Genomic DNA, 16657 nt, shown 5'->3' with positions numbered 1-16657 from the left:
GTGGATGGAAGAATTACGCAACAAATACAAGGTTAAAGTCAACAAAAAGGCTTTGAAAAATTAAATGAACAAAATATATCTTATTCCTCTTTTAGTATTGATGACCTCCTGTCATTTTTTTCAGCAAAAACAGGAAGAAGAGGTAGTTGCCAGAGTGGGAGACCAGTATTTGTATAAAAGCGATATTCAACATATTGTAGGCCCGGGAACTTCCGCAACAGACAGTGTTCTTTTAGTGAAAACCTTTATCGATAAGTGGGCAACACAACAACTTCTTATGGACAAAGCGCAAATTAATCTTTCGCAGGAAAAACTTAGTGCCTATGACGAACTCGTGACCAATTACAAAACAGATTTATACACCAAGGGTTATGTAGATATCATTGCAACACAGTCTTTGAATACACAAATCAACGAGCAAGAGCTTGAGTTTTATTACACACAAAATCAGAACAATTTCAGATTAAACGAAGAACTCATACAACTGCGTTACATACATGTAGGGAATAACAACAGTAACATCAACAGTATCAAGCAGCAAATGTATCGCTTTAATGAAAAGGACAAGAAGGAACTTCAGGAACGTGAAATCCAGTTTAAAACCATTTCGCTAAACGACTCTGTATGGGTTCAGGCACAAACGGTAAAAAATTTAATTCCGGTGGTTACGGATGAGAATTTTGGCGAATTGTTAAAAAAATCAAATAGATTGGAGCTACAAGACTCTTTAGGAGTATATTTGATTTTTGTTAACGATGTGTTGTTACGAAACGAAATCGCCCCTCTTTCCTACGTTAGACCAACTATTGAACAAATTATCCTTAACAAGAGAAAGCTCGATATTATTAGAAATTTAGAAAAAGACATTTTACAAGATGCTATCAAAAACAAAAACTTTGAAGTTTATGAGTAAGAATAAAGTAACGGCAATATCAATAATCGCTTTGCTGTTTGGTTTTTCATTAAACGCACAGGATACGGAAAACGCACAGGATACGGACACACTAATTATTGATGAAAAAAGTGACATAGGTACACAAATCCAGGTTGAAACTAAAAATGATACAGTTGTGCCCACCAGACGATTTAAGATCGACGGTGTCATTGGTGTTGTGGGCGATTACATTGTTCTTGAAAGCGATATTGATAAAACTTACCTCGAACTGCAGCAACAAGGCATTGCCATTTCAAGCATATCCAGATGTGAATTGTTTGGAAAACTTCTTGAAGACAAACTTTATGCACACCATGCCATTCAGGACAGTATAGTGGTTTCAGATGCTGAAATCAATGCCCGTCTCGATCAGCAAATTGAATATATGGTAAGTCAGCTGGGCACGGAAGAGCGCGTATATCAATACTACAAAAGAAACTCCATGGCCGAACTGCGCCGGGAGTTGTTTGAAATAAACAAGTCACAGCAACTTGCAGCTATGATGCAGGAAAGTATATTTCAAGACGTAGAAGTCACCCCGGAAGAAGTACGGCAATTTTTCTATGCCATACCTGAAGAAGATCGCCCTGTTTTTGGAACTGAACTTGAGGTTGCACAAATTGTGATCGAACCTGAAATCAACAGTGAAGCAAGACAACGAGTTATTGACGACCTTAATGACCACCGACGTGACGTGGTTGAAAACGGGGCCAGCTTTACCACCAAGGTAGTACTCTATTCTGATGAACCCGGTGCTGCAGCGCGTGGTGGGCTCATTACTCTCAACCGAAGAAGCCCTTTTGTAAAAGAATTTAAAGATGTAGTTTTTTCACTCAACGAAGGTGAAGTCAGTGAACCTTTTGAAACCGAGTTTGGTTACCACATCGTTTTTGTGGAACGCGTGCGCGGTCAGGAAAGGGATGTAAGACATGTGTTGAAAATTCCACGTGTCGATGAAGCCACAATTCAAAAAGCCAGAGAAAGAATTGACAAAATCAGGGCAAAAATTGTAAATGGAGAAATCAGTTTTGCAGAAGCAGCCCAGTCCGAATCTGACGAAAAGGAAACAAGAAATAACGGTGGTCAACTCATCAATCCATTAACCGGTGATACCCGTTTTGAATTGACAAAAATGGACCCTAACATGAGCGCCCAGGTCTATAATCTAGCTGACGGTGTAGTGTCACCCGTATATGTTGACGAAGATCGAACCGGAAGAAAGCGCTTTAAAATCCTTACGGTAACCAATAGAATCGAAGAGCATGTAGCCGACTATTCCGTCGATTATGAAAAAATCAGGGAACTTGCACTCACTCAAAAACGAATCAAGGAAATCGAAAAGTGGCAGGAAAAGAAAATTAAAGAAACTTATATCAATATCAACAGTGAATATTCTGATTGTGAGTTTACCAACAACTGGTCACAAAAATAATTTATTTTAAAAGCAAAATATTATGTCTGACGTAGCAGCTGTAGAACAATTAGTCAAGAAACACAAGGAATTAAAAAAAGAAATATCAAAAATTATCATTGGGCAAGATGAAGTGGTAAAACAGGTGCTATTGTCAATATTTTCAGGGGGTCACGCGCTGTTAATTGGTGTGCCCGGATTGGCAAAAACCCTGATGGTCAACACCATTGCACAGGCACTGGGTCTCGACTTCAAACGCATACAGTTCACCCCTTATTTGATGCCCAGCGATATTTTAGGTTCAGAAATACTGGATGAGAATCGCCAGTTTAAATTTATTAAAGGTCCCATTTTCGCAAACATCATCCTTGCAGACGAAATCAACAGAACGCCTCCCAAAACCCAAGCGGCCCTGCTTGAAGCTATGCAGGAGCGGGCAGTAACCATAGCCGGGAACCATTATAAATTGAGCTTACCTTATTTTGTATTGGCTACCCAAAACCCCATAGAGCAAGAGGGAACCTACCCACTGCCCGAAGCACAGCTCGACCGCTTTATGTTTGCCATCAATCTGGAGTACCCATCTTTCACAGAAGAAGTGGACATTGTTAAAACTACCACTTCTGATCATTCTGCCACCATCAATCCACTGTTTAATGCACAGGAAATTATTGATTTTCAGCAGTTAATCAGAAGAATTCCGGTAGCCGACAATGTGATTGAATATGCCGTTTCATTGGTAAGCAAAACACGACCCAATTCCCCGGAGGCTACTGATTTGGTTAAAAACTATATCGACTGGGGTGCTGGTCCCAGGGCATCTCAAAATCTCATACTTGCTGCTAAAACCAATGCGGTTCTTAACGGCAAATTCTCACCGGATATAGAAGACGTAAAATCCGTAGCAACCGGAATCCTCAGACACCGGATGATTAAAAACTACAAAGCTGAAGCAGAAGGCTTGACCATAGAGCAAATTATTAAAAGTCTTTACTAACAGCGTACAATTCCGATAAAATATTCCAATATTCTTTTTATTGAGACATTAATTTATTGCATCAAAAATTAAATATTATGCATTTTAGTTTATTATAAATTCAATTTTATTGAATTTATTCTATGCAAACTCTAATTTTATTAAATATTTTTAAATTTATTATCTTTTTACTATATTTGCAAGAACAATGTATTCGTGCAATTTAGATTCATAAAACTCTAATATTTAATTCTATGGCTTTTGATATTGATATGATTAAGAAAGTGTATGCTACTATGGATGAGCGTGTAAATAAAGCACGCGAGTTGGTAGGAAGACCGCTTACACTTACAGAAAAAATACTTTATTCCCATTTGTGGGAAGGAACCCCAACTAAAACGTATAGCAGAGGCAAAGATTATGTTGACTTCGCGCCCGACAGGATCGCTTGTCAGGATGCAACGGCCCAAATGGCATTACTTCAATTTATGCAGGCCGGAAAAGATAAAGTTGCGGTACCTACAACCGTTCATTGTGATCATCTAATTCAGGCAAAATCAGGAGCGTTTGAGGATTTAAAAAGAGCGAACGACACCAGTAAAGAAGTTTTTGATTTTCTTGAATCAGTTTCAAATAAATATGGCATCGGGTTCTGGAAACCCGGTGCAGGAATTATCCATCAGGTGGTGCTTGAAAACTATGCCTTCCCCGGAGGGATGATGATTGGAACCGATTCACACACCGTGAATGCCGGCGGACTCGGTATGGTAGCCGTGGGTGTTGGTGGAGCGGACGCCGTTGATGTGATGGCTGGAATGGCATGGGAGTTGAAATTCCCAAAACTTATCGGTGTAAAACTTACCGGAAATCTTAACGGCTGGACAGCATCAAAAGATGTAATTTTAAAAGTTGCAGGCATACTAACCGTAAAAGGAGGAACAGGAGCCATACTGGAATACTTCGGTGACGGTGCTCTAAACCTTTCCTGTACCGGAAAAGGAACTATTTGTAATATGGGTGCTGAAATTGGTGCAACAACGTCAACATTTGGTTATGACGATGCCATGGAACGTTTCTTAAGAGCAACTGACCGAAATGATATTGCAGATGAAGCCAACAAAATAAAAAATCATCTAACCGGTGATGCAGAAGTATATGCCAACCCTGAAAAATATTTCGATCAGGTAATAGAAATCAATCTTGACGAATTACGTCCACACCTCAATGGACCGTTTACGCCTGATTTGGCCACACCTGTGGGTGAGCTTGGCATATTAGCCCGTGAAAACGACTGGCCTCTCAAAGTTGAATGGGGCTTGATAGGGTCTTGTACAAACAGTTCCTATGAAGATTTAACCCGTGCAGCATCTATTGCCAAACAAGCAGTAGATAAAAAGCTTAAAGCGAAATCAGATTTTGGCATCAACCCGGGCTCTGAACAGATTCGTTATACTGCAGAGCGTGACGGTATTTTAAAAATATTTGAAGACCTTAATGCCACCATTTTCACCAATGCCTGTGGACCTTGTATCGGGCAGTGGGACCGTAGTGATATGAAAGGCGACGAGAAAAACACCATCGTGCATTCGTTTAACAGAAACTTTTCCAAGCGTGCAGACGGTAATCCTAACACTCATGCTTTTGTGGGTTCACCCGAAATGGTAGCCGCAATTGCTATTTCCGGGCGACTTGATTTTGACCCGATGAACGACAAACTCATCAACGAAGACGGTGAGGAAGTGATGCTGGAAGTGCCAAAAGGAATTGAATTGCCGCCTTTAGGCTTTGATGTAAAAGAAAACGGATACCTCGCTCCTCAGAAAGATGGCAGTAGTGTTGAAGTGAAAGTAAAATCCGATTCAGATCGTTTGCAGTTGCTTGACCCATTCCAGCCATGGGATGGAAAAAATATTGACGGAGCAAAGTTGCTAATTAAAGCTTTTGGAAAATGTACTACCGACCATATTTCAATGGCAGGCCCTTGGCTGAAGTACCGAGGCCATCTGGACAATATTGCAAACAACACTTTGATTGGTGCCGTTAATGCCTTTAACCAAAAGACCAACTTTGTAAAAAATCAACTCACCGGCGAATATGACGGTGTGCCCAACGTGCAACGCGAATACAAAAAAGCCGGAATCCCAACTATTGTTGTGGGCGACCACAATTATGGAGAAGGTTCATCAAGAGAACATGCAGCAATGCAACCTCGTCACCTGGGAGTAAGGGTTGTGCTGGTAAAATCGTTTGCACGTATTCATGAAACCAACCTGAAAAAACAAGGAATGCTGGCACTCACTTTTGCCAATGAATCAGATTATGATTTAATTCAAGAAGAAGATACCTTCAACTTTGTGGATTTAAAAGATTTTACACCTGAAAAGCCAATCACCATTGAATTGGTTCACAGTGATGGAAGTAAAGATGTTATCAAGACTATCCATACTTACAATCAGGCCCAAATAGAATGGTTTAAGGAAGGTTCTGCTTTGAACTTAATTAAAAAGCAAAATGCATAACAGAAAATTTTAAGCAATCAAAAAACCCTCTATAATTTTTAGAGGGTTTTTTGATTGCTATATAAGAAGTTAATTAATGATTAGTTTCTTGGTACTTTTTCCATGATCTGATTGCAACTGAACAAAATAAAACCCGTTGTCTAAATTTTTGATTTCTGCTTTATTTGGTGTATTTGGTTGAATTTCCAGTACAACTTGCCCATGGAGGTTATAGACTATCACTTGATCCATAGTTGCATCTGAAGTAATAGATATAGTCTTACCGTTTGATGGGTTGGGGTACATTACAAAATCGTAAGTGCTCACCGTTTGAGTGCTTAATATCCCCCAACGATCTTCTGCCACAGGGCCACCCCAAATGATGGTAGCTAATGCGGGATTATCAATAAAAGGATTGCGGTTGCCATACACACTTTGAAGATAATCGTTGCGTTGGTCTTCATAGTCTGTTACTGGATCATCAACATTCCATTGTAAAAATGTTTGCAGCATTTGAGTGCCGCTTTGCAGATTGCCCACACCTGCTAGACTAGGAAGGCATTGATCTCCATAGCGGGTGTACATATACATAATCATTCGGGCTACATCACCTTTCCATTCGTCACCGGGATACCAGTTGCCGCTTCCCACATTTCCGGCATTGCCACTTCCATCTTGAAATAGTTTATCCCCTTTGTTGTTATTCATTTGCTGGTCACACGCCCTGATGTTATGTGGGTCGGCAATGATACCGGTTGCAGTATTATTGGCATTTCCCATTGAAGGATTGGTTAATGAACGCGCAAATACATGTTCGCGGTTGTATTCACATACCAAACCTCCGAAATCATTCTTGTCTCTTGAACGATCTGTAGTACAATTACCGTCATTGTCATTGTAACCATAAACCAAAAGTACATTGTTAGTGTTGTCAGGATTTTCATCGGTAAATACTAATACATCTCTGGCATCTCCGTAATTGAAGTTTTGGTTGTATTGTGAAATCTTTATTTGCAACTCGTTATATAATGCTTGCCCTGTTAAAGTCAGGTTGACATCATTGTAATAGGGCTGTTGCGAAAAGGCTAAGCCAGTAACAAACAATAATAGGTAATGTAGTTTTTTCATCTAAATGCTTTTATCAAGTAAGGCCATATAAAACCCGTCAAATCCTGATTTTGATGGAAGAATAGTTTTTTCTTTGACTAAAGTAAAGCTTTTCCCGGCTTCTGAATTTAAGAAATTCTTGATTTGCTTTTCATTTTCTGAAGGCAGAATGGAGCAGGTGGCATAAACCATTTTACCACCGGGCTTGACAATTTTTGAATAGTTTTCAAGTATTTCGGCCTGAGTTTTTTTGATGTTTTCTATAAACTCCGGTTGTAATTTCCATTTAGCATCAGGATTTCTTTTCAGGACACCCAAACCGGAGCAGGGAGCATCAATCAGCACACGGTCAGCTTTTTCGTGCAGTTTTTTTATCACTTTTGTGCTTTCAATTGCACGAGTTTCAATGTTGAATGCCCCCGCTCGTTTTGCCCTGCGTTTGAGTTCGTTGAGCTTGTTGGCATAAATGTCCAAAGCAATCAGCTGGCCTTTGTTTTCCATCAAAGATGCAAGGTGAAGTGCTTTTCCTCCTGCACCGGCACAGGCGTCTACAACCCGCATTCCGGGTTCTACATCAAGGAATTCGGCGACAAGTTGAGATGAAGCATCCTGGACTTCAAACCAACCTTCTTTAAACAAATCAGATTGGAAAACGTTGGCGCGTTCTTTGAGTTTTAAAGCCTGCGGATAACCTTTAAGTTTTTCAGTTTCTATGTTTTGGTCAAAAAGCGCAGCTTGCAGCTTGTCTATATCAGTTTTTAAAGTGTTGACTCTTAAAATAACTTCAGCTTCCTGATTAAGAGCAGCGATTTCTGCATCCCACTTTTTATCCAATTCCTTTTCTCCAAGCTCATCCAGCCAATCGGGTATGGACTCTCTGATTTTCCTGATTTTAGTGAGTTCGTCAAACCTGCCTTTGATACGGCGTGTAGGTGTGTCTTCCATCTGCTTCCAGTCTGGCAGGACGAGTCCTCTTAAGGTGGCCCAAACGGCAAATAATCTGAATAATTTTTGACGGTCAAACGGTTCACGCACTTCGGCAATTTCTGCATAGAGGCGTTTCCAACGCACAACGTCATAAACAATCTGTGCTATAAATGCACGGTCGCGAGCACCCCAACGCTTATCGCGTTTTAAAGTGCCCTGCAATGCTTTATCGGCATATTTGTTTTCATTGAAAATTTCGTTGAGGGCATCAATGGCGGCAAAAACTAAATTTCGGTGTATACGCATTGTGGGTTTCTGGTTTCAAGTTTCAAGTTCCAAGTTTTGCTTCCAGCCTTCGGCGGGCACGGCGGAAATTTCGCTGTGCTCCTTCTCCGTAGTAAAACTACGAAGGAGAAGCTCGTGTCAAGTTAACAAGGAGTATGTTATTTCTTTAATTTTATCTTTTTTCGCGTAAGCAAAAAGTTGTAATTTAAAAGGAAGTATTCTACACTAACCTCTAACCACTCACAACTCATTACTAATCCGCAAAGGTATCATAAATCTGCCTATTGGCAGACAGGCTCACAAAATTGTTTTTATATTTAACCAAAAATAATACTATGCGCATACTTGCCAGTTTTTTTGTTTTATTGTTGTTTTCCTTCTGCAGTAGCGAAAAGAAAGAATCTATAAGAGCCTATACTTCAATTGAAAAGGAATTGATTTTTAATGACAGCGTTAGCATCAGGGCGATTGTTCCTCTGGACGAAAACAGGGTTTGGTTTGCCGGAAATCAGGGAACAGTGGGACTGATTGACGGTAAAACCCCAAAAATCGCCGTAATCAGTTATGAGGACAGTTTATTGCATTTTCGTGCTGTAGCTAAAACCAAGAATGCTTTTTTTGTGTTGAGTATCGCTGATCCGGCAGTGTTGTATAAAATCGGGTTTGACGGACTGACTGCTACTTCCATGGAAGAGGTTTATTTTGAGACGGGCGAAAATGTTTTTTATGACGCGATGACATTTTGGGATGACCGTGAAGGGATTGCTATGGGTGATTCCGTTGAAGGTTGCTTAAGCATTATTATCACCCGAAACGGTGGAAACAACTGGGAGAAACTTTCCTGCGAATTTTTACCAAGCACCGAAGAAGGCGAAGCCGCTTTTGCTGCCAGCAATTCAAACATAGCCGTTTATGGTGACCACACTTGGATTGTAAGTGGAGGGAAAAGAGCACGTGTGTTTTATTCACCTAACAGGGGCAGGAGTTGGGAAGTGTTTGATACTCCCATTATTGAGGATGAAAGGATGACAGGTATTTACAGTGTTGATTTTTATGATGAAAATACAGGAATCATTTTTGGTGGTGATTGGGAAAATATGACTAACAATTTTTCAAATAAAGCCATTACTGAAGATGGTGGAAAAACCTGGACTCTTATTAGCGATGGTGACGGACCGGGTTATCGGTCTTCAGTGAGGTTTGTACCGGGTGGTGAGGGTGATGAAATAGTTGCAGCCGGCTCATTGGGAATTTCTTACACAAACGATAGGGGAAACAACTGGACAGAGCTGAGCAAAGAAGGTGTCTTTGCCTTGGAATTTGTGAATGACAGTATTGCTTTTGCTTCAGGGAACAATAAGATATTAAGATTAAAATTTAAGTGAACTTATTTTTTATCCTTTCCCCTGTATTTTCTAAGCAATTGCATCTGAAAATCACGTTCGGCTTTTTTGAGGCGTAAAACTTTTACCGGGCTGAGAATTTTGAGTAATTCTGCTTCTTTTTGATTTTGAAGCTCCTGCTCACGTCTATTGAAGTTTCTCATTTTGTTCAGTATTTCTGTTGCTTGAGCGTCACTTAGGTTATTTGAATCTTCACCTTGGGCGGTTCTCATTTCAGAGCGGGCTTGTTTTTTTAGGGTGTGGATTTCCTTTTCAAACTTGTTGTAAACAGGCCAGAATTTTTCGGCTTCAGCCGAGGTTAATTCTAGTTCCTGCGTGATAAAAGCCGTTTTCATGGCTTTGATTCGCTCACTTCTATTTTCCTGGGCAAAACTTGAAACTGTAAAAACTAAAACGAGTAGGGATGTGAATATTGATTTCATAGTGTGTTATTTATTCGTAAAGAAAATATGTATCGTCAAGGTCGTTCATTAAATAATCTTCAATCTCATCTTTGTTAATGGACGAAAGTATCAATTCTCCATTAAGCATTTCGTCGGTGAGGAGGTATTCAAAATCGATGAGGAGGTATTCAAAATCGATGAGTGAAAGGTCAATAAAATCGCTTTCAATGAGTGTTGAAAAGGTGAATGATTCATCGGTTGTAATTGGTTTTAGGTTTTGAAATTGAAACACACTTACTACAATTAATACAACCGCCGCAACTGCTGCTGCATATCTGAAAATTTCCTTTTTGTATAATGGAATGACTTTAACCGGTTGTTGTAGTTTAATAGTTTTCGCGAAAGCTTTTTCAACATTATTTTCAAAATAACCGGAAGGTACCTGAAACGGATTTTGCCTTGAAGCAACTTCCAGTAAAGCTATTTTGTCCAGGAGTTGTTCTTCAAGGGTTTCAAAATAGTTTTCAGGGATTTTAAAACCGGGTGATTTGATATGTGGTAATTCTTTTTTCATTCGTATCTATGACTAATAAAACGGTTAAAGGTTTAATCTTCGGTCAGGTATGCTGTGATTTTTTTTACTGCAAGGTGGTATGAGCTTTTTAGTGCTCCTACCGAGGTTTCCAATATTTCAGAGAGTTCCTCATAAGTATGGTCATCAAAATACTTCATATTGAAGACCAATTGCTGTTTTTCAGGCAAAGTAGCTATGGCTTTTTGAAGTTGAAGCTGAATGGCATCGCCTTCAAAATACACGTCAGACTCGAGGTTGTTGATGGCCAATTCCTGTTCTTTTTCTATGGTTGTGTTGTTGCGCCTGGCCTTTTGGTTTAAAAATGTAATTGCTTCATTGGTGGCAATTCGGTACATCCAGGAATACAATTTGCTTTCTTCTTTAAACCCGTCAATGTTGTTGTAAATTTTTATGAAGGTATTTTGCAGCACATCATCTGTATCGTCGTGATTGAGCACTATTTTTCTGATGTGCCAGTACAACCGCTCCTGATATAGTTTGAGCATTTCCCGAAAAGCATCTTGTTTGTGATCTTCCGATTTTAACTTAATAATGAGTTCCTGTTCCGGGATCAAGGTCATAATTTTTCTGTTGGACTAAATGTAAATGAAAAAGTTTAATCTAAGTAATAAAGAAATGTTATTGATTATCAGTTTGAAAACCAACATTAAATCAGACCAAATACAAAAAATGTCGTTAAATGGTAATTTTTATTTTTTTGTAAGAAAAAACTTATATATATTTGGTGCTTCTTATGCGGTTATGTTTACTATTATATGCCCCAATTATAATAGTCGACAAGTTTGGGAAAGGCAGACTCTTCGGGGTCTGCCTTTTATTTTATTGCGTTTGGTTTAGCAAGTAATAAATAGACTTATCTGACACAAAATTATTTGTAGGAATTAAAGATAAAATACACTCAAAAAAATCGATGAAAAGCAAAAAATATCGACAAATAGAAAGATATATTTTGTTATACCAATCTTCTTTTGTACTTTAGCAGTCTACTTAAGCAATTTATCGTTGTTATGTGCCCCAAATATGACAGCGATTAAAATAGAAAAAGCGAACTCCAAAAAAGGGTTCGCTTTTTTTAATCAAACGATTGCATCGCAATCAGGTTAAAGTAAACTCCTTTTTTATTAATCAATTCCTGGTGTGTTCCCTGTTCAACAATTTCACCTTTGGCCATCACGACTATTTTGTCGGCATTTTGAATGGTTGAAAGTCTGTGTGCAATCACCACTGAAGTTCTGTTTTTCATCATTCTTTCCAAAGCGTTTTGAACCAGGCGTTCACTTTCGGTGTCGAGGGCAGAGGTGGCTTCATCGAGTATCATAATGGGCGGGTTTTTTAAAACCGCACGGGCAATACTCAAACGTTGTTTTTGGCCGCCACTGAGTTTGTTGCCGCTGTCGCCAATGTTAGTGTCCAGTTGGTTGGGTAGCGTTTCTACAAATTCCCAGGCATTAGCAATTTTAAGGGCACCGATAATTTCTTCATCAGTGGCGTTTTCTTTACCTACTTGCAAATTTCCTCTAACGGTGTCATTAAATAATATGGAATCCTGTGTGACAAGGCCCATTAAACCTCTTAATGAGTGTAAGCGTAAGTCCCTGATATCTGTACCGTCAATTTTTATGGATCCTCCACTCACATCATAAAAACGGGTAAGTAAATTGGCAATGGTGCTCTTCCCGCTTCCGCTTTGTCCCACCAAAGCAATGGTTTCTCCCTTTTTTACCTGTAGTGAAAAGTTCTTCAATACCATCTCCTTCTCATACTTAAAGGAAATGTTTTCAATAGAAATAGTGTTTTCAAATTTGTTTTTTTCAAGGGCACCGGGCTTGTCCTGAATGTTATTTTCAGTTTCCAGAATTTCGAGAATGCGCTCTGCGGCTGCATTTCCTTTTTTGACACTGTAAGATGCTTTTGAGATGGCTTTTGCCGGGGTTAAAATTTGATAGGCAAGGCCCATATATACAAGAAATAGGGCAGGGTTCAAAGTTTCGTCAATCAGCACCATGCGTCCTCCATACCAAAGCAAAATGGCAATCACTGTAATTCCCAGAAATTCGCTGGCCGGTGAAGCCAGGTTTTGCCTGTTGAGTAGTTTGTTTGAAAAGTGGTAGAACTTATCTGTAGAAGCCCTGAACTTTTTGGTGAATATATTTTCAGCATTAAACCCTTTAATGATTTTGAGTCCGCCGAGGGTTTCTTCGAGTATGGACAGAAAATAGCCCTGTTCCTTTTGCACCCGGTCAGATTTTCGCTTAAGCGATTTTCCGATAAGGGAAATGATAAATCCGGAAACCGGAATAAATATAAACACAAAAATAGTGAGCTCAACACTGATAAGAAGCATACCCCCAATGGTAAAAATGATGGTGAGTGGTTCTCTTACAATGAGTTCTAAAATGGAAAGGAATGAATGTTGTATTTCAAGTACATCACTGGTGATTCGTGCGATGGTATCTCCTTTTCGTTTTTCAGAATAGTGGGAGAGGGGCAATTCAATCGTTTTTTTATACAGGGCATTTCGCAAATCTTTTAATACGCCGTTGCGTAAAAACGTGATGAAGTACATGGCCAGGTAGTTGAAAATATTTTTAAGCAAAAACATACTTACCACCAAAATCACCATAAAAATTAATACATCATCTACACCTTCATTGGTTTTTTGAGTTACGAAATAGTTGAGGGAGTCTTCTACATAATCTATGGATTGACCGATTCCGGTCCATTCCGGTTTGGTCTCCAGGCGCTCTGTATTTCCAAAAAGCACATTCATCATTGGAAAAAGGGAGAGCATGGAAAGCGTACTGAAAAGTGCGTAAAAAATATTGGCAACAATATTTAATATGGCATAGATTTTATAGGGTTTCGCAAAGCGAAGGATTTTTTTAAAGTATTTCATTAAATGAAAATTAATATTGGATTTAATAAGCCGGGCTTATAAAAAGTTGTTCAATTATTTTCAATGATTGTTTCGATTTGTTCTTTTAAAACAGGAATTTCATTTTCAATCACATCCCAAATGATTTCATAATCAATTCCAAAATAATGATGAATGATTCGGTTTCTCAAATCACTGATTTCACGCCATGGTATTTCGTTGTATTGAATTTTGATGTCGGGATGTACTTTGCTTACTGCTTCACCAATGATTTCTAGGCTTCGACAAATTGCTTTGGACAAGCGTTCATTACTTATAAATTCTTCATAAGAACTTGAATTGTATTCTTTGATAAGATATTCACATTCAGATTGAATATGCCTTAGAAATTCAATCGTTGAGGGGTACATAAATAGTTGATTTTAAAATATGCGGGCCAATAAATGGGCTTAAGGATTGTTTTGTAACAAGGTCGACTTTTGTTCCGAAAAGTTTTTCAAGAAAATAATTCAGCGATAAAAAGTTTCTGAATGTTTTTTTGTTTTTAGCAATATTTACTAAAATATCAACATCACTATCTTCAGTTTCATTGCCCGTTGCAAAACTGCCAAATAATCCAATTTCTTCCACGCCAAATTCCTCAAGCTTGTTTTTATTTTGCTTGAGCAATGCAATTAAAGATTCTCTATTTAACGAATCGGCTTTCATTTTTTGGTGTAAAATATGGTATAAATTTAAGTAAAACTTATCAAGAAATAGGAATCGTTGATTTATAAGCCAAAGGTTTTTAGAATCGCCCCAATTTTTTCATCCAATTGGCGAGAAACATTTTCAAACTCTAAAGCGGTTTTCAAGGGCAAATTCACACTGATATAAAATTTAATTTTAGGTTCAGTTCCACTGGGTCGGGCTGCAACTTTGCTCCCGTCTTCGGTGTAATAAATCAAAACATTGGATTTTGGAATGTCGATTATTTCTTCCTTACCGGTAATCATATCCATGGAAATACCTGAGTCATAATCTTCCACTTTAACCACTTTTGAACCTGCAATTTCCATCAAGGGGTTGGCTCTTAAATCAATCATCATTTGTTTGATTTCTTCGGCACCTTCGATACCTTTTTTTACCAATGACACCAAATATTCTTTATAAAAGCCGTGTGTAATAAACAGTCCAATCAGATAATCAAAGAGGGTCTTGCCCTGTTCTTTTTGTTGGGCAGCCATTTCGCAAGCTAAAAGTGTAGCGGTAACCGCATCTTTATCCCGCACAAAATCACTTACCATATAACCAAAACTTTCCTCACCGCCGCCAATAAATTGTTGCTCAGGGTGATCCTTGATCATTTTGGCAATCCATTTAAAACCGGTAAGGCCCATTTTACACTCGGTGTTGTAATGGGCTGCTATTTTTTCCATCATCGGAGTGGAAACTATGGTGGAAGCGATAAAAGCATTTCCTTGCAGGGTGTTGTTTTTTGAATGGAAGTTGAGCAGAAAATCACTCATCATTACCATCGTTTGGTTGCCATTGAGGATGGTCATTTCTCCTTCGGGATTTCTAACCGCAATCCCAAGACGGTCCCCGTCAGGATCGGTACCGATGACAATGTCTGCATTGATTTTGTTTGCCAAATCGAGAGCCATTTTTAATGCTTCTGGTTCTTCGGGGTTGGGTGATTGTACCGTCGGAAAATCACCGTTGGGTTCTGCTTGTTCTTTGACAATGTGCAAATCTGTGTATCCGGCAAGTTCCAGTACTTTTGGGTTCAATTTTATGGAAGTTCCGTGCAGCGATGTAAATACAATTTTCAGGTTTTTCTTGGCTTTTTTTGAGATGCCAAAGGAACCGTGTTTGAGTGATTTTTCAATAAAAGCTTCGTCAACTTCTTTATCGATGTATTGGATTAGCTTTTCATTGGTTTGAAACTGAATGTCTTCAAATTTCAATGTATTGATTTCGTCTATCACCTCCTTGTCCTGTGGCGGGACCAATTGCCCACCATCGTTCCAGTAGACTTTATAACCGTTGTATTCCGGTGGATTGTGTGACGCTGTAAGAACAATTCCGCAATGGCAATTTAAATGGGTCACTGCAAATGAAAGTTCGGGTGTGGGCCTCAATTCTGAAAAGAGAAATACTTGTATGTTGTTTGCTGAAAAAACATCGGCCACCACTTTGGATAGTTCTGCACTGTTGTGGCGGCAGTCATAGGCTATGGCTACTTTGTGCTTTTCACCCGGAAATTGTTTTTTGATATAGTTTGAAATGCCCTGGGTGTTTTTACCCAGGGTGTATTTGTTGATGCGGTTGTCGCCCACACCCACAACGCCACGCATTCCGCCAGTGCCAAACTCGATGTTTTTGTAAAAGCTTTCTTCAAGTTCTTTGGGGTTGAACGCTATGAGTTCTTTGATTGTTTTTTGGGTTTCGGCATCAAAGGTAGGGGTGAGCCATTGATTGACTTTCTCCAATATTTCGGGTTTGATGTAGATCATGAATCTTGGTAATTTACAGAGAACAAAGGTAAATAAAGTTAAGCAGAAAGGGATGTTAGAAAATCGTTAATCAATGTTGACCTGCTCGCTGATTTTGTAATCTTCTTTGTGTTTGTTGTTTCTTAAAATGATTTCACCAAGGAAACCGGCCAAAAAGAGTTGAGAACCAATGACCATAGCTGTGAGTGCAATATAGAAATGTGGAAGTTCAGTAAGCAGTCTGCCTTCAGGGTTGACAAATAGCTTGTCGATACCGAGATAAACTGTCAATACAAAACCAACAAAAAGAATGAAAGCCCCCCAGGCGCCAAAAAGGTGCATGGGTTGTTTTCCAAAACGACTTAAAAACCAGATGGTTACTAAATCAAGAAATCCGTTCATAAAGCGGTTGACACCAAATTTTGTAGTGCCGTATTTTCTGGCCTGATGTTGAACAACTTTTTCGGTGATGTTGTTAAAGCCGGCATTGCTTGCCAAAACAGGAATGTAGCGATGCATTTCGCCGGTAACTTCAATGTTTTTGATGACATTATTTCGAAAAGCCTTTAGCCCACAATTAAAATCGTGAAGTTGCACTCCTGAGGTCTTTCGGGCAGCCCAGTTAAAAAGTTTTGAAGGCAGGTTTTTGGAAAGCTTGTTGTCATACCGCTTTTTTTTCCAACCGGAAACCAGATCATAGCCTTCCTCGACTATCATTTTGTATAGGTCTGGGATTTCCTCGGGGTTGTCCTGCAAGTCGGCATCCATCGTGATGACCACATCGCC

The 16657-nt window shown here is 39.1% G+C and carries 15 protein-coding genes; 5 read left to right on the top strand and 10 right to left on the bottom strand.

Features of this window, described 5'->3' with window-relative positions; genetic code table 11:
• Positions 1-64: 64 nt before the first annotated feature.
• The 4 genes from AC6F75_RS03010 to AC6F75_RS02995 all read left to right on the top strand — a co-directional run bounded on the left by AC6F75_RS03010 (position 65) and on the right by AC6F75_RS02995 (position 5840).
• Positions 65-913 (top strand): peptidyl-prolyl cis-trans isomerase, encoded by an 849-nt coding sequence (locus tag AC6F75_RS03010; protein ID WP_500713471.1) that lies wholly within the window; start codon positions 65-67, stop codon positions 911-913.
• On the top strand, positions 906-2366 hold the full coding sequence (locus AC6F75_RS03005) for a peptidylprolyl isomerase (RefSeq protein WP_500713470.1): 1461 nt from the start codon (positions 906-908) through the stop codon (positions 2364-2366). Before AC6F75_RS03010 ends, AC6F75_RS03005 begins: the two co-directional genes overlap by 8 nt.
• A 22-nt stretch (positions 2367-2388) precedes the next feature.
• Positions 2389-3342, top strand: coding sequence for an AAA family ATPase (locus AC6F75_RS03000; RefSeq protein ID WP_500713469.1), 954 nt, complete (start codon positions 2389-2391; stop codon positions 3340-3342).
• 233 nt (positions 3343-3575) lie between these two features.
• Complete coding sequence (locus AC6F75_RS02995) at positions 3576-5840, top strand: aconitate hydratase (RefSeq protein ID WP_500713468.1); 2265 nt, start codon at positions 3576-3578, stop codon at positions 5838-5840.
• A 69-nt stretch (positions 5841-5909) separates the two neighbouring features.
• Here AC6F75_RS02995 and AC6F75_RS02990 read toward each other — a convergent pair whose 3' ends face one another.
• Both AC6F75_RS02990 and AC6F75_RS02985 read right to left on the bottom strand, forming a co-directional pair.
• Positions 5910-6947, bottom strand: coding sequence for an endonuclease (locus AC6F75_RS02990; RefSeq protein ID WP_500713467.1), 1038 nt, complete (start codon positions 6945-6947; stop codon positions 5910-5912).
• Positions 6948-8159 (bottom strand): methyltransferase domain-containing protein, encoded by a 1212-nt coding sequence (locus AC6F75_RS02985; protein WP_500713466.1) that lies wholly within the window; start codon positions 8157-8159, stop codon positions 6948-6950.
• Between the two features lie 314 nt (positions 8160-8473).
• Here AC6F75_RS02985 and AC6F75_RS02980 point away from each other — a divergent pair, with 314 nt between their 5' ends.
• Complete coding sequence (locus tag AC6F75_RS02980; RefSeq protein ID WP_500713465.1) at positions 8474-9523, top strand: WD40/YVTN/BNR-like repeat-containing protein; 1050 nt, start codon at positions 8474-8476, stop codon at positions 9521-9523.
• Positions 9524-9525: 2 nt separating this feature from the next.
• Here AC6F75_RS02980 and AC6F75_RS02975 read toward each other — a convergent pair whose 3' ends face one another.
• The 8 genes from AC6F75_RS02975 to AC6F75_RS02940 form a co-directional block, all read right to left on the bottom strand.
• Positions 9526-9963: a hypothetical protein gene (locus tag AC6F75_RS02975; RefSeq protein ID WP_500713464.1), complete on the bottom strand. Its 438-nt coding sequence runs from the start codon at positions 9961-9963 to the stop codon at positions 9526-9528.
• Positions 9964-9973: 10 nt separating this feature from the next.
• The gene (locus AC6F75_RS02970; RefSeq protein WP_500713463.1) at positions 9974-10498 is read right to left on the bottom strand and encodes a hypothetical protein; all 525 of its coding nucleotides are present in this window, start codon (positions 10496-10498) and stop codon (positions 9974-9976) included.
• A 32-nt stretch (positions 10499-10530) separates the two neighbouring features.
• The gene (locus tag AC6F75_RS02965; protein ID WP_500713472.1) at positions 10531-11073 is read right to left on the bottom strand and encodes a sigma-70 family RNA polymerase sigma factor; all 543 of its coding nucleotides are present in this window, start codon (positions 11071-11073) and stop codon (positions 10531-10533) included.
• A gap of 518 nt (positions 11074-11591) precedes the next feature.
• Complete coding sequence (locus tag AC6F75_RS02960) at positions 11592-13415, bottom strand: ABC transporter transmembrane domain-containing protein (protein WP_500713462.1); 1824 nt, start codon at positions 13413-13415, stop codon at positions 11592-11594.
• Between the two features lie 50 nt (positions 13416-13465).
• Positions 13466-13804, bottom strand: a complete 339-nt coding sequence (locus AC6F75_RS02955; RefSeq protein ID WP_500713461.1) for a HepT-like ribonuclease domain-containing protein — start codon at positions 13802-13804, stop codon at positions 13466-13468.
• Positions 13785-14102, bottom strand: a complete 318-nt coding sequence (locus AC6F75_RS02950; RefSeq protein ID WP_500713460.1) for a nucleotidyltransferase domain-containing protein — start codon at positions 14100-14102, stop codon at positions 13785-13787. The genes AC6F75_RS02955 and AC6F75_RS02950 overlap by 20 nt, the downstream gene beginning before the upstream one ends.
• A gap of 62 nt (positions 14103-14164) precedes the next feature.
• Entirely contained in the window at positions 14165-15892 is a 1728-nt protein-coding gene (locus tag AC6F75_RS02945) for a phospho-sugar mutase (protein WP_500713459.1), read from the bottom strand.
• 66 nt (positions 15893-15958) lie between these two features.
• Positions 15959-16657, bottom strand: a 699-nt coding sequence (locus AC6F75_RS02940; protein ID WP_500713458.1) for a glycosyltransferase, incomplete at its 5' end; no start/stop codon positions are given.

The organism is Planktosalinus sp. (genome assembly GCF_059864935.1).
This window is presented reverse-complemented; position numbering and strand designations above follow the sequence as displayed.